The 13,753-nt window shown below is 50.2% G+C and carries 13 protein-coding genes; 9 read left to right on the forward strand and 4 right to left on the reverse strand.

Annotated elements, in window-relative coordinates; translation table 11 throughout:
• Positions 1 to 64: 64 nt before the first annotated feature.
• Complete coding sequence (locus ICC18_RS26450) at positions 65 to 1,681, forward strand: sensor domain-containing diguanylate cyclase (protein WP_188177440.1); 1,617 nt, start codon at positions 65 to 67, stop codon at positions 1,679 to 1,681.
• A gap of 149 nt (positions 1,682 to 1,830) precedes the next feature.
• Here ICC18_RS26450 and ICC18_RS26455 read toward each other — a convergent pair whose 3' ends face one another.
• Both ICC18_RS26455 and ICC18_RS26460 read right to left on the reverse strand, forming a co-directional pair.
• Positions 1,831 to 2,829: a hypothetical protein gene (locus tag ICC18_RS26455; RefSeq protein ID WP_188177441.1), complete on the reverse strand. Its 999-nt coding sequence runs from the start codon at positions 2,827 to 2,829 to the stop codon at positions 1,831 to 1,833.
• An 8-nt stretch (positions 2,830 to 2,837) separates the two neighbouring features.
• Positions 2,838 to 3,680: an RNA polymerase sigma factor gene (locus tag ICC18_RS26460; protein ID WP_188177442.1), complete on the reverse strand. Its 843-nt coding sequence runs from the start codon at positions 3,678 to 3,680 to the stop codon at positions 2,838 to 2,840.
• Positions 3,681 to 4,158: 478 nt separating this feature from the next.
• On the opposite strand from ICC18_RS26460, the gene ICC18_RS26465 reads away from it, so the two are divergent.
• The 5 genes from ICC18_RS26465 to ICC18_RS26485 are packed head-to-tail and all read left to right on the forward strand — an operon-like array spanning position 4,159 to position 9,245.
• Entirely contained in the window at positions 4,159 to 5,208 is a 1,050-nt protein-coding gene (locus ICC18_RS26465; RefSeq protein WP_188177443.1) for a hypothetical protein, read from the forward strand.
• Complete coding sequence (locus ICC18_RS26470) at positions 5,201 to 5,863, forward strand: DUF4129 domain-containing protein (protein ID WP_188177444.1); 663 nt, start codon at positions 5,201 to 5,203, stop codon at positions 5,861 to 5,863. The genes ICC18_RS26465 and ICC18_RS26470 overlap by 8 nt, the downstream gene beginning before the upstream one ends.
• The gene (locus ICC18_RS26475) at positions 5,847 to 6,995 is read left to right on the forward strand and encodes a DUF4350 domain-containing protein (RefSeq protein WP_188177445.1); all 1,149 of its coding nucleotides are present in this window, start codon (positions 5,847 to 5,849) and stop codon (positions 6,993 to 6,995) included. Before ICC18_RS26470 ends, ICC18_RS26475 begins: the two co-directional genes overlap by 17 nt.
• 5 nt (positions 6,996 to 7,000) lie before the next feature.
• Positions 7,001 to 7,921, forward strand: coding sequence for an AAA family ATPase (locus ICC18_RS26480; RefSeq protein ID WP_188177446.1), 921 nt, complete (start codon positions 7,001 to 7,003; stop codon positions 7,919 to 7,921).
• Entirely contained in the window at positions 7,872 to 9,245 is a 1,374-nt protein-coding gene (locus ICC18_RS26485; protein WP_312029611.1) for a DUF58 domain-containing protein, read from the forward strand. Before ICC18_RS26480 ends, ICC18_RS26485 begins: the two co-directional genes overlap by 50 nt.
• Here ICC18_RS26485 and ICC18_RS26490 read toward each other — a convergent pair.
• Positions 9,212 to 10,219, reverse strand: coding sequence for a stage II sporulation protein M (locus tag ICC18_RS26490; protein ID WP_188177447.1), 1,008 nt, complete (start codon positions 10,217 to 10,219; stop codon positions 9,212 to 9,214). The genes ICC18_RS26485 and ICC18_RS26490 overlap by 34 nt on opposite strands.
• Positions 10,220 to 10,294: 75 nt before the next feature.
• Between ICC18_RS26490 and ICC18_RS26495 the strand changes: the two genes are divergently transcribed.
• Positions 10,295 to 11,092, forward strand: a complete 798-nt coding sequence (locus ICC18_RS26495) for an RDD family protein (RefSeq protein ID WP_188177448.1) — start codon at positions 10,295 to 10,297, stop codon at positions 11,090 to 11,092.
• Positions 11,093 to 11,345: 253 nt separating this feature from the next.
• Here ICC18_RS26495 and corA read toward each other — a convergent pair whose 3' ends face one another.
• Positions 11,346 to 12,296: a magnesium/cobalt transporter CorA gene (gene corA / locus ICC18_RS26500; protein ID WP_188177449.1), complete on the reverse strand. Its 951-nt coding sequence runs from the start codon at positions 12,294 to 12,296 to the stop codon at positions 11,346 to 11,348.
• A 126-nt stretch (positions 12,297 to 12,422) separates the two neighbouring features.
• Between corA and ICC18_RS26505 the strand changes: the two genes are divergently transcribed.
• Both ICC18_RS26505 and ICC18_RS26510 read left to right on the forward strand, forming a co-directional pair.
• Positions 12,423 to 12,737: a hypothetical protein gene (locus tag ICC18_RS26505; protein WP_188177450.1), complete on the forward strand. Its 315-nt coding sequence runs from the start codon at positions 12,423 to 12,425 to the stop codon at positions 12,735 to 12,737.
• Between the two features lie 32 nt (positions 12,738 to 12,769).
• Positions 12,770 to 13,624, forward strand: a complete 855-nt coding sequence (locus tag ICC18_RS26510) for a hypothetical protein (protein WP_188177451.1) — start codon at positions 12,770 to 12,772, stop codon at positions 13,622 to 13,624.
• Positions 13,625 to 13,753: the final 129 nt, after the last annotated feature.

The following is a 13,753-nucleotide window of genomic DNA, read 5'->3' on the forward strand; positions in this document are numbered from 1 at the left end:
ATCTTTCTTTATCCTAGTTTATGGGTATAATCAAGAGATAAAGCGTGTAGGGGAGAACAAAACCTTGAAACGAGGGATCTATTCTTATTTTTTGAACCAGACGATACAGCAGCGGTTTCGCTTTTGGATTGCCGTTGTTATTGTTGTGCTGGGTTTTTCCATTATCATTCCTTTTTATTTCACGGAAAGGCACAGCCGCCTGACCGAAGTTGAGAGCCAACTTCAACAAATTGTAGCTTTGCAGAGCTTATATATTGAAAAATGGAGTCAGGAAAAGCTGGATACGATCAAAAGGTTTGCCAATTCCGACAATGCCAAGCGTCTCCAGATCGCAGCGCTAATAAAAGAAGTTGAAGTTTATTCACGGGTTCATTCCGAGTTTGACATGTTTTTCTTTGTCGATCAAGAAGGGTATACGTTGCCCGGTAAGGACTCTAATTCGAAGACGTATGTCGGGGACCGCCCCTATTTTGAACAGGCCGTAAAGAACAAGGAACATATATCCGGCGTCATGGTTAACAAGGTGACAGGGGAACCTATGATTACCTTTTCAGCCCCAGTGCATAGAGAGAGCGGAGAATTTCTAGGCGCAGTCGTCGGCACCGTATCGGTAGATATGTTGGATACGTTGATGGAGCAGCTTAGCTTCGGCCAAACGGGTGAAGTTTTTGTCCTGGATACGCAGGGCAAGGTAGTCACCGCTTCGAGAGCTCAGAGCAAGTTGGAAGTTAATGCCATGATGACGACTGACATTGTTCAGAGAGCCAAAGCTAAAGTCGCGTCAAATGAATCTTACATCGGATTTCACGGCAAAAAAGTGTATGGCCAGTACAAATGGTCGACAGGAAACAGATGGATCATTATCGGGGAAATCACCGAAGATGAAGTTTTCCGGAACCTCCATAAAATTAGCATGACGATTATTGCGATCACCCTGATCGCGCTCATATTGAGCTTTGCTGCTGCGATCGTCATCACATCGCGTATAGAACGGTCTATCCGTTATCTGATTCGAGGTACGAAAATCATTCAAAGCGGCAATTATGACTTTCAAATCGACGAGGATAAAATCAAACTTGCCCCCGTTGAGCTAAGACAGTTATGCAGAACGTTTAATTTAATGTCCAGCAAGCTTAAGGATAACATCGCGCTGCTGGAACATTCGGCGCTTGTAGACCAGTTGACCCAGATCCATAATCGGCGTTATATGATGCTTGAAGGCGGCAATAGGCTGCAAGCCTGCATAGCTGCGGGTCAAACCTGTTCGGTCATGATGATTGATATCGATCGTTTTAAGAAAATCAACGACACCTATGGTCACTTGATCGGAGATCGTGTCCTCCATCATGTGGCTTCCCAATTGAAGCGGCATGCGGCAGAATATATGATCGTCGCCCGTTATGGCGGGGAAGAATTTATTATCTTGGTTCCCTATCATAATGTGGAAGAATGCGCTCTTCAGGCTGAGAATTTGAGAGAACGGATCATGGAAGCGCCGTATGCGGATGAAAATATCGACATTCCAATTACGGCAAGTATCGGAGTGGCCGAGTACTCGCCAATCCCGGAGTATGGAACTAATGTCTTGGAGGATATGGTGTCACGCGCAGACCATGCGCTCTATCGAGCTAAGTCTGGCGGACGGAATAGAGTGGAACTAGATCGATCAAGTGTCACTTAACCGAATAAGATTGCCGCTTAGGCAAAGCTTATGCTTCCATTTTAACGCGGTAAACTTATGCTTCCTAAACAAAAAAGCCCTTGAATCCACCCAAATGGCCATAACGGTTTTTTGACCATGCGTATTGAACTTAACGTTCTTTATTAGTCTCATGTTCTTACTAGCGGCTGCTCTAAGACCTCGAGCATGCGTTCGAGCAGTGCGATACCAGACGTCTCGGCGGCTTTAGCCTCCAGTAGCAGTGTCAATGCGCGCTCGGCTTGCGCCTCGCTGTTCGGTTCGCCGCCGTGCGGGAAGGGGAACATGTCACGCATTTCGCCTAGCCGTTCGGCAACAGCAGCGTATTGCTCCGACGCTTCCCTGGACAGGGTACGGAGCCGGTCGTCCTGTGGAGATACCCCTTTCCAGTTCTGCGAAAGCTCAAGCAGGAACTGGGCCGCAAACTCCCGCGTATCCCACACTTTGCCAGTGTTGACGCCGTTTCCGAACGGATCGACGGTCCGTTTCTTGAACACTTCGATCCAAGCGTCGTATGCGGCCAGACCGTTACGATGGCTGGCGTGCTCGCCCTCGAAATTTTGCCGGTACGCATGTTTAACTGCAAGCTTCAGCGCGCCTTTCAGCATGCTGCGCTTATCGACAGGGAAGGAGCCGGTGATCGTCAGCACATACAATTCCGTCACTTCACCCCGGCCAAGCTTCTCATATGGAAGATCGCCGTCCTTCCGCACGTCGCGGCAGCGAAGCACTTTGTTCTCGTCGTCATAGCCGTAAATTACGCCCCACTCAGGGATGAATAGATCCCAGCTGAGAGCGGGAATACCCTTGTCAAGGCTCGTCTGTATGTAACCAATCGCTTCCTCCAACTCATCCGGAGTAGGAGGGATATGGTTCGGTTTGCCCGCAGTCTGCACTGTAAAGCCAAGATTTTGCAGCTGCTCCGTATGTTGAAACGGCCAATCGAAAGCGGAGTAGCTGCCTACTTCGACCGCTTCCCGGTCAATAATGATGCGAAACGCATGGGCGGTGTAGCCCATAACGTCGACTAACGACATGCCTGCTTTGTCGGTATACTCAATCATGCTGTGGATCGCGATCGTGTCCGTATTCTTGCTCCATGTAAAATCGTCCCTTGTCCTTTTCCCCATGCGAACTCTCAATCCTTCCATAATGGTTTGAATGAAGGCGGGGCAAGTAGCACTTTGCCCGGTTTGCCCATTTTCCTGCGTTGCTGTACATACATGCTAATGTGGACGCGAATTCGCTCCTGATGCATCTTGCTGCGCGCCCGGGAGATGCTGTTGTACACGTTTGCTACCGCGGTGTTCAGCAGAGCGGCGATATCTTGCGGGGGAAGCTGTTCAAAGAAATAGGCTTCAAAAATTCGCTTCTCCCTGGGGCTTAAACAGTGAAGCATGCTGCGGATGCCGTCGACCAACTCTTTGCGTAATAGAGCTGCGGACGGGTCGTGCGCCTGTCTCGCGGAGTCCAGCGCCGAGCGGCTAAGTTGGAAGAGGACGCGGTCGATGTCGTGCCAATCGTCGGCGCCGATTTCCGGGGATGTGCCTTCCAGGCTGGTGAACGGCCGTTCCTTCCCATGCGGACCGCCCCGCCGTATCTTCATGTATGCCTCGTTGCGAATGATTTTCGCCAGCCAAGGCGAGAAGCGGGCGGCGTCAATCAGCGTGCCAAGATGGAGAAACGCCCGAACAAGGGCATCTTGAACGACATCTTCGGCCAAGTGATGGTCCTGTGTAAGTGAGTGAGCTATCCCGAACGCTTTGGCGCGGTGCCGACGTACCAACTCACCGAATGCGTCAGGATCCCCGATCCTCGCTTTTTCAACCAATTCCTCCTCACTCGTCGGCTCCGGGCACCCGCCCCCATCAGGATCCGTCTCGCTACGGAAGCCGGATATAAGTTTCGATTCCTCGTTAGCCCGTTTGCCCGCCGACAAATCAATTAAAACTTCCTGCATCCTGTAATGAGAAGCCGTCAAACCCGCTCGCTCCTTCCATGTCCACAACATATCGATGCCATAAGCTCACATTTTCTATCGTAGAATAAAAAAAGATTTTATATTAGTCGCTTCGTCCTTATTTCCATACGTTTTAGCTTTAAGCATTACAGGTCCTCCCTGTATATAATTTTCCATACAGTATTCTACAAGGTAACAACAAACCCTTTTCTCCCCTAGCTGCCCCCTTACTTCAACAGCCAACATCGTAGCCGGAATAGTTTGCAGATTATGGTAACCATATGGGTTAATTCAAGTCATTGACGATGATGATTTGGGCTAAATACCTGGCCTTCTTGGAAAACTTATGATACAAGGTCTAGCAAGATTATGAGTAAAGTCATATGATGGCGTTTGTTGATCTAGTTTTTTGTTCATGTAAAATGTAGTCAGAAATCTGAGCGTTTAGTGTATAATAGGCAGAGGATAGACCAAATTACCAACTTTTAGGGGGATTTCCATGCTAAACACGCCGCTAAGGCCAATGGGGATTGGAAGAATTTTGGACCGGAGCTTCCAGTTGTATCGCAAACATTTTGTGAAATTGACGCTAGTCATGCTGATCTTATATGGTCCATTCTACTTGCTTCAGCATTTGCTGTTATACCAAGAAGCTGCGAATACGACGGTTTCCATACTGGATCAAATTCGAACCGGAGCTTCATGGCAAGAAATTCTCCAATCGGGATCGGCTTTTCGAAGCGCGGCATCCGGTGTGGATGTTTGGAAAACGCTTCTTTTCACGCTTGTGCTATTGCCGCTGTTTTTACTCGGCTTGATGCCGGCATCTGTGGCTTCGGTTGTGCATTTGGTAAAAGCGAACCTGCTCGGAGAAGAAATACCGGGCGCCACCCAAATGCTTAAAAAATCGTTTCGCCGTTTCTGGCCATTAGCGGGCAGCACGGTTTTGGATTTGTTGATTATGGTCGGCATGTACATAGGATTTGCGTTAATTGTAATTGTGCTGGTGATGATTTTCGTATTCGGAGCGGGGATATCCAATGCTGTGGGCGGAGGGGCTGGCGGGCTTGCCGTATTTGGTATCATCTTCTTCATTGTACTGGGATTAGCGGTTATCGTGACATGGTCCTATTTCTTCATCCGTTGGGTTTACTATCTACCGTTTGTGGCGCTAGGGGAAGATTCGATAGGTCTAGGACATAGCTGGAGATTGACGCGGAAAAATTTTTGGCGTTTATTCCTCATGTACGTTGTACTCACGCTGATTTTGTACCTATTTCTAGTAGTGATCGAATTGATTATCGCTGCCGTCTTCGGAATGGGGCTGGGTGGCCAGCTGCTGACAAGCTTAGTCTCTATTTTGGTGTCACCGCTGTGGCTGCTGCCTTATGCGATCAGCTTTTTTGATTTGAAGGTAAGGAATGAAGGGTTAGGGCTTGATTCCCTGATCAACAATATGGTGCATAATGATGAAATCGAACCAACGAACGAAGAGGCTGCACCTGAGAAGGATGCGAAGCCGGAGGACGCGGATAAAAAGAATGAATAGCGTAGTGCCAACTTCTTCCGTACAGCACGACAAAGAGCAGATTCAAAACATTTTGAACCAAGATGAGTATACATCGTACCACCCCGTAACAAACGGTTCATTCTGGGATTGGCTGAAACCCCTATTACAACCCCTATGGCGTAAAATACGGAGCTGGCTGCCTGATTTTCATGTATCTGAAGCCGCCAGTAACTGGCTTACGCTTGGCGTTACGGTGCTGCTTATAGGCATTGCAGGATTCGCGATCTATTGGTTCTCTAAGCAAATTATCAGGCAAAAGCGCATCCGGTCCGAAGCTTATCTGCCGGCGGGTGAGCTAAGCCGCTCCTACGATTATTACTGGCAGCAGGCTTCGGAGATGAGGCGTACAGGCGAATGGAGAGAAGGCGTGCGTTCGGTCTTCCTCTCCTTTCTGTTCTACTTGGAGTCCAAACGATCGATTCGCGTTGAAAAATGGAAAACAAATTGGGAGTATGCGGAGGAGCTGACAGGAGCAGCACCTCATCTCGCTCCATTATTTCAAGAAAGCTCGCTGGTTTTTGAACGAATCTGGTACGGCAAAGAAGATGTGACTGAAGAACAGTTCGCATCGATGTACGAGCAGGTGGCACAGGTGATCGGCAGAGAGGGGGACAGCCATGAGAGGGCTAAATAAGCTGCATGCGGGACTAGCGCTCAGCATTGCGCTGTTTCTTCTGCTGGGTTACTGGATTATGAAGCCGAAGGTTGCCGATCAGCCGCCTTATTTGTCCTTTTCAGCGGATGTGGATGGCACCAAAGCCTGGAGAGAGCTGCTAAGCCAAAAGCAGCCAACTGTCAAAGAGTGGCGACTCACGTGGGAGCATTTACCGAACCAAACCTCGATGCTGCTTGTCTCCATTCAGCCGTCGGCTGTGACCAAAGCGGACCGTGAGAAGCTGCTGAGCTGGGTTCAGCAGGGGAATGACGTGATTCTGTTCGACCGGCAACCGGAAGGATGGTCGCAATGGGCGGCCGAGACTGTTAAGGTCGATGTTGAGGCTAAGGTTTCAAAAAGCGCCGGCGTGATCATTACGCCTTCTCCAGGTTACTTCCCATCCGAAGGGCCTTATACCGGTGAGGTGGACACGCTTTACCGGCTCAAGCCGGATGGACAAGGGGAGACTTTGTTTGCCGATGAGCGCGGCGAGCTCGCCAGGCGCGTGACCGTAGGAGCGGGCAGCATCACCGTGGTGCTGACCCCGAACTGGATGCTCAATGGGACGATCGATAAAGAGTCCCATTTTGAATTGATCTGGCCGCTGTTCGCGAAGTCCTGGGACGCCGTGTGGGTCGATGAGACCCATCACGGCTTCGGGACGAAGCCAGGACTGCTGGCCGTGTACCCCGCGTGGCTCGTGCTCGCCAGCACGCAGCTCGGCCTCGCGCTGCTGCTATGGCTTTGGCTGCGCGGCAAGCGCTTCGGTCCCGTCCACACCCCGCGGGCGTGGACGGTAAGGCGCGGCGACGAAACGCTGCAAGCCGTCGCCGCTTGGTATGAGCGCCTCGGCTACCAGGGCGAGGCGCTCAAGCACCAGCAGCAGCTCCTGCGGCAGCTGCTGGCTCAGCGCTGGGGGCTTAGCCCCAGCGCTAGCATTGAGCAGGCCGCGGAAGCTGCGCGCGGCCGCTGGCCCGAGACGCAGGCGGCGCAGCTGGCGCGCCTGCTCGCAGATACGCCGCCGGATTCTGGCGGCGGCATTAGTACGAAAGCGTTCGTGCAGCGAACGCGTGAGATGGGCGAAATGATCGCCTACCTGGAGAAGGAGTGAGCGAATTGAATCAATTGATCGAAAAGATGGAGCAGCGCCTGTACGGGCAGAAGCTCAACATCCGTCTGCTGGTAACCGCGATGCTGGCCGGAGGCCATGTGCTGCTCGAAGGCGTGCCGGGTCTGGGGAAAACCAGAATGGCCCGCACACTGGCTGAGCTTTCCGGCGGAGCATACCGCCGTATCCAATTTACGCCTGACTTGATGCCCGGCGATATTACCGGCAGCGTCATTTATCATATGCAGGATGCGACATTTTCAACGATTCAAGGTCCGATTTTCACGAATGTGCTCTTGGCTGATGAGATTAACCGCTCAGGGCCAAAGACACAAGCGGCTTTGCTTGAGGCGATGGAAGAGCGGCAGGTGACGATTCAAGGGAGCACGTATAAACTCCCTGATCCGTTCTTTGTGATCGCGACGCAAAATCCCGTCGAATATGAAGGCACATACCCGCTGCCGGAAGCGCAGCTGGACCGCTTCTTGTTCAAGCTGGTGCTGGATTATCCGGGTGAAGATGCCGAAGTGGAAATCCTTCGCAGACACGTGCCGTTCCGCGGGGAACAGGAGCAGTCGCTTCAAGCTGTGCTTAGTCCTGAGCGGATTGCTGAGCTGCAGCGACGTCTATCGGATGTCGTCGTGGAAGAATCCCTGTACACGTACATCGCAACGCTGATTCGCAAAACCCGCGAATCCAAACGCGTACAACTTGGAGCGAGTCCGCGTGCAGGCATCGCGGTATTGATGGCGAGCCGTGCCTGGGCGCTGCTCGAAGGACGAACGTACGTAACGCCTGACGATATCAAGCTGGTCGCACGGCCGGCGCTGAGGCACAGGCTGCTGCTCACGCCACAAGCGGAATTGGAGGGCGGAACCAGTGACCAGATCATCCAAGAGACGCTCGGCTCCATTCCGGTTCCTCGATAAATTCCTGCTGCAGGATTTCATTCTGCCTACAAGACGGCTTATCGCGCTTGTGGCGGCAGGTGCAGCCGCTTCGCTGCTGGGCTCCGTGTTTGGCTGGGGACTCCCGGCGTTCTGGATCTGTAACGCGCTATTAATAGTGCTCAGCGTTGCAGATCTGCTGCTCCTGCCTCGGCGCGGCGAGTGGTCGGTGGGGCGCAAGCTGCCTGATCGGATGGACGTCCGGCTTGGCTTTGAAGTCGGGCTTGAGCTTCGTACGCGGCGACCGGAATCTGTTCATATAGAGTTGACGGACGATCTACCTGCAGTTTTCAGTGCAGTGCGAAATCGGCTTAGCGGCCATTTTGAAGGCACCGAAGCGTCGTACATGTATACGACCATGGCTCTCGAAAGAGGGAGGTACGTATTCGGTTACGTCTACCTGCGTTATTGGGGCGGCTTAGGGCTCTGGAAAAAACAAGTCCGATTGGAACAAGCGGATGCGATCGATATTTACCCGGATTTATCTGAAGTAAGAGGCGTGCTGGGCGCCGTACAGGATGCATTAATTCTGGAAGGGCACCGGCTGTTCAAAAAACAGAGAAGCGGATCGGAATTTCACTATATCCGCGATTATGTGCAGGGAGACGATATTCGTCACATCAACTGGAAAGCGTCGGCCCGCACAACCAAGCTGATGACGAACATGTATCAACCGGAAAAAGGCAAGACGCTTACGCTTGTGCTTGATTGCGGCAGGCAGATGGGGATCGAGCTGGAAGGTCAAGTGAAGCTGGATCGTACGCTGGAAGCAGCCTTGACGCTAGCGGCAGTGGCCTTAAAGCAAGGTGATCAGGTGGCGCTGCTTGCCTATTCCAATCAGGTGAAAGTGTATGTTCCTCCAGGCAAGGGACTGCTGCACCTGCAGGAGTTAACACGGGCTGTTTACGATTTGCGCACTGATTTTGTGGAATCGAACACCCAAGTTGCGATGTCCCATGTGCTTCGTTTTATCAAGAAACGATCGCTCGTCGTGCTGTTCTCCGATATGGAGAGTTACCTGTACGATAAAGAGCTGCTGCCCTATGTAATGCGGCTGCGCAGAGGCCACCACGTGCTCTTGCTTTCCCTGCAAGATCCGCTGCTGCATCAATGGGTACGCATTCGTGCGGAAGACAGCCGCGGGGCTTACAGGCAAAGTATCGCCCATAAGTTTACTAATGAACGTTATGCCTACGTAACGCAAATGGCCGGCCGAGGCATCCCTGTCATGGATGTCCCGGCCGACCAATTGGCGCTCAGCGCGGTCAACGTCTATTTGGATTTAAAATCTAGAGATGCTTTGTAGCCCGCAACTGTATCGCCATGCTTGATTTGCTCCTTTCTGACACCGTACATGTAATATAGCACCAGTATCAACAAGGTGATACCTGCTATGAGATATTTAACCTCTAGGGAAAGAGTGGAAGGTGTAATATAACCTTCAATAATCCCTGCGATAACGAACAGGGGAATCGTGCCGATCAAGAGCTGGGCCGATTCCTTCGCCGATTCCAGGAAGCGCAGCTTCCGCGGAAACGGTCCGGGAACAAAGAAGCGATAGCCCATATATAAGCCGGCGCCGCCGGCGATGAAAATCGCAGTAAGCTCGATAATTCCATGGGGCAGGATATAGGCCCAGAACACGTAACTTTTGCCCGATTGCATGAACACGGCTGCTAAAGCGCCTACCAGGAGTCCATTGCTGATCAGGAGATAGACGGTGCCGAAACCGAGTGTCACGCCGCTGATGAAGGCAAGGATGGCAACCCGAATATTATTCGTCATGATCGCTGTCGACACGATGGGGCTATGCAGATCCCCGCGCGGGTCGGCCGTTTTGGAAGGGTCGATGTTGTCGGCCATTCCTCCCGGCATGATCAGATGGAGGTTGTGCGGATCTTTCCATACGGATAGAAAGCCAAGCAGGCCACCCAACAGAAAGAGCAAGAGCGCAAAACCGACGAATAACCCTCTTGCTTGAATAAGCGATGGGAAGTAATGAAGGAAAAACTCCTTCATCTGCCTGCTGCTTTTATTATTTTCTTTATACATCGCGTTATGGGCTTGTGAAACGAGATGGTTCAAATAGATCGTCGTCTCGTCCGCGGGCCTGTGTGTTTGCATCGTGGCCAGATGCGCCGATGCGATTTTGTACAGCTCCGTGAACCTGCTTAAGTGGCTGGGCTGCAGACGGCTTTTGCGCTTGGACAGCTGTATGAGCAGCTGTTCCAGCTCGGTCCAAAGTGCTTTGTTTTCTTTAATAAAACGCGATATTTCCATGGGGCCCCCTAGAGCATAGACTGAGTTTTGCGCAACTTTCATTTTACCATAATTTTGCAATGATGAGGAGACGCTATGAACAAGCCTCTGGACAAAGAACTGACGATTATTACCCCGGAGCAGGTACAGCTGCAGTTCCATACCGCAGGACTAGGCAGCAGGGCGTTAGCGCATCTGCTCGATACATTGATTCTGCTTATTGTTAACGGGATATTGTTACTATTCGTGATCGGTATCAGCAGGTTGTATGCGGGAGAATGGCTTCCTGCGGTTGCCGACTATATGATCGCCATCTCCATTATACTGTTTGTCGTCCTGAATTTGGGATACTTCGTGTGCACGGAAGCTTTCATGGGAGGACAAACACCGGGCAAGAGAGTCATAGGGCTTCGCGTCCTGCAAAATAACGGACAATCCGCAACGCTGCTGTCTATTATTATCCGTAATTTGTTCCGGCTTTTGGATATGCTGCCGACCTCCTATTTCCTGGGTGCTGTAGTGATGCTTTTTAGCCCCAGAGATAAGCGTATCGGGGATATGGTTGCCGGGACGATCGTTGTCATCGAAGCGCGAAGCGAACGGATGAATCGCAGACGACGCATCGAGAAAGCTTTATCAAAGTGGAAGCTCGCCCTGCCGCATATGGAACTGGAAGAATCGAAGAGACAGTCCATAACCTCCGACGATTGGCAGCTCTTGCAGGCTTGGATCGAAAGACTGCCTACGATGCATAACGTCAGGCTTCAGCAACTGGCTGTCCCGATTTCGCAGCATTTTGCGCGTAAATTGGAGCATAATTTGAGCGGACAGCCGAATCCGGCAGCCTATTTGATTGCGATCTACGACCGGATTCGAGATGACTGGGAAGTTTGATATTACGATGCAAGTTTTCTACGAAAACTCTAAGGAGGAGTTGCCGTGACAACTATAGCGAATGCTGAAAACAAGATCGCTGAAACCAATAAAGCCGAGGCCCTCATATCGAGGAGCTCGGCTTTTTCTCTCCACATAGGAAAGTTTAACTTCGTTAAAGCACTAACGTGCTTAACAAACTTTCCTATTGGCGATAAAAACTTCCGCTAAACGCGGTCGCTTATCCTCGAAATTACGTCGATAAACGTTTTTCTCACTTAAACCATCCCTTTTTTCTAAACCACATAAACATGCCAAACCCGATGCCGAACATGACCGCAAGCGCTATAAAGTATCCCCATTGCCATTTCAACTCCGGCATGTTGTCAAAGTTCATTCCATATATCCCTGCTATGAACGTTAACGGCATGAAAATGGTCGTAATAACGGTCAATGTTTTCATGATGGTATTCATTCTATTCGCATTCAGGGAGATGTAGCTGTCCCGCATATCCGCCGTCATGTCCCGGTTGGAATCAATCATTTCAGAAAGCTTTAACAAATGGTCGTAGACGTCGGTAAAGTAGTGCAAGAGCCCTTTTATACCCTCGATTCGTTCTGAATTCAGAACCCGGTACAGCAGATCTCTCATTGGTACGATCGTTTTTCGCAATTTTAATAATTTGGAGCGGATTTCAAAGATGTCTTCCATAAGTGCTTGAGTGGATTCGGATTCCACATTATTTTCAATTTCGTTTAATTGGTCCTCGATTTGATAGACACACGGAAAATATTGATCGACAAGCTTATCCATAACTAAATAGGTAGCGTACATATGACCTTTATCCACGCCTTTTTTTTGCTCTGCGATCCGGCACCAGGCATCTTCAATCTCTCTGGAAGGGTTAAAATGAAACGTGACGATAAAGTTTTTCCCTAAAAATAAGTCCACCTCTTCAGCGGCAAGCGTTTGTTGATTGATAGCATGCATGACGAAAAAATGCACATCTTCATAATGATCTAATTTAGGCCGTTGCAATAAATGAAAGCAGTCTTCAACAGCAAGCGGATGAAAATGAAAATGAGTTTCCAAAAGCAATAGCTCTTCTTCGTTAGGTTCCTTAAAGTCGACCCAATACCATTTGATATTCGGATCCGAAAGCTGAGCGAGCTGCACATCCTTGATAACCTCTGAATCTTTTGTAATGGCCAATGAACGAATCATTCTTGATGGGGCTCCTTATGAGTTGGTGGGTGCCTATCTGCTTATCTTACCATATTAATTGAAGTGGATAAAAATGGGCTGAAAGGGAACCATTTAGAGGAAAAGATCACATGGAGGACTGCTAGGATGTTGAACTTAACCGAGCTTGAAAATGTTCATGCGGATATTGAAGCCGTTCATGAGGTTGTCCAAAGCTTAAAGGCTCGAATTGACGGGACGTCAATCGGGATTAATATCCTAAAGAACCGGGCCGGCGATTACTTTTATGAATTGAGTCACTCTTACAGAGGCGCTGATAATGCGGGACCTGGTGCGGCCATAGAAAATCGTTTTTCGACTATAGAAGAGGCCGCCAAAGGGGCGCTCAGGTCGGCTACAATGTGCTACCGAAGCGCCGATGAAGGCGGTTCTTGGCTGAGAAACGAATCCTTTGTTCAATAAAGCGGCGATATGAATGAAAGGTTGGGCGAAGGATGCAGCATACGTTACTCTCGGAGTTAGAGCAGCTTGTCAGCCATCTCAAACAAAAAGAGGCCGAAACCGTATATACGATTCCCAGTGATGTTATGGGCGCCGTTAAAAAGGCGAAACACTTGGAGAAGTTTTTGCATGAAATACTTCAAGTGGCGAACGGCAGCGGCGGAATCAACATTAGCAGTATGATCCGCAGAGAGTTTGGCATGAGATCGGAACTCATCAATCATATGCATCAGTGGGCACCGTACAGCAAGGATCAATTCGAGGATGAGCTTCATGATGCCATTGACCGGGCTGAAATTCGTGCGGGGAAATATGAGCTGTTTTTTGAAGGTACTCCGGACAAAAAAGAAGCGGCAGAGGCGCTCCGCTTGCTTAAGGGCATCGCCCATGCGGTTGTCAGATGCCAGTTTAACCCGAAGCGTGCCGGTACGGATGGATATATTGACATTCTGGATCATCTCATCCGGTTTTACGGACTTCCGAACACGCATTCCGCCGGCAATATGATCAACTACAGGAATCTGATCTCCTCAGATCGGCTTTATGCCATGTCGGGAAACGATGATACGATTACAGCTGCTTTGAAAGCTCATGTTAAAGAATGGTATCAGCGTTCATCCTATGCATTCCTGGAGAGCTGGGATTGGTACTATTCGTACGAATCCGTCCGTGACTATACGTACATCTTAACCGGAGAGCAGCTGGAACGATTGCGGGGTGATTTTATCCGGCATATCCGCGAAGAATTCACCATGGTAAAAGCCAAACCGGAGCTTTACAGAGCGGAGCAGCTGAAAACCATGTTGGAGACCGTGCTGAGCTGGGATGTTCCCGGCGGTGCCGTCTAAAAGCGAAATCCCGCTCCGCATTTCTGCAATTCCCCTGTCGAACGAATAGAATTCCAAAATCCGCGTTATGGTACGACCAACATAAGCGCAATAACCGCTCTTTGATACTCATCAAAGAGCGTATTTTTT

This window comes from Paenibacillus sedimenti (genome assembly GCF_014534655.1).
GTDB lineage: Bacteria > Bacillota > Bacilli > Paenibacillales > NBRC-103111 > Paenibacillus_E > Paenibacillus_E sedimenti.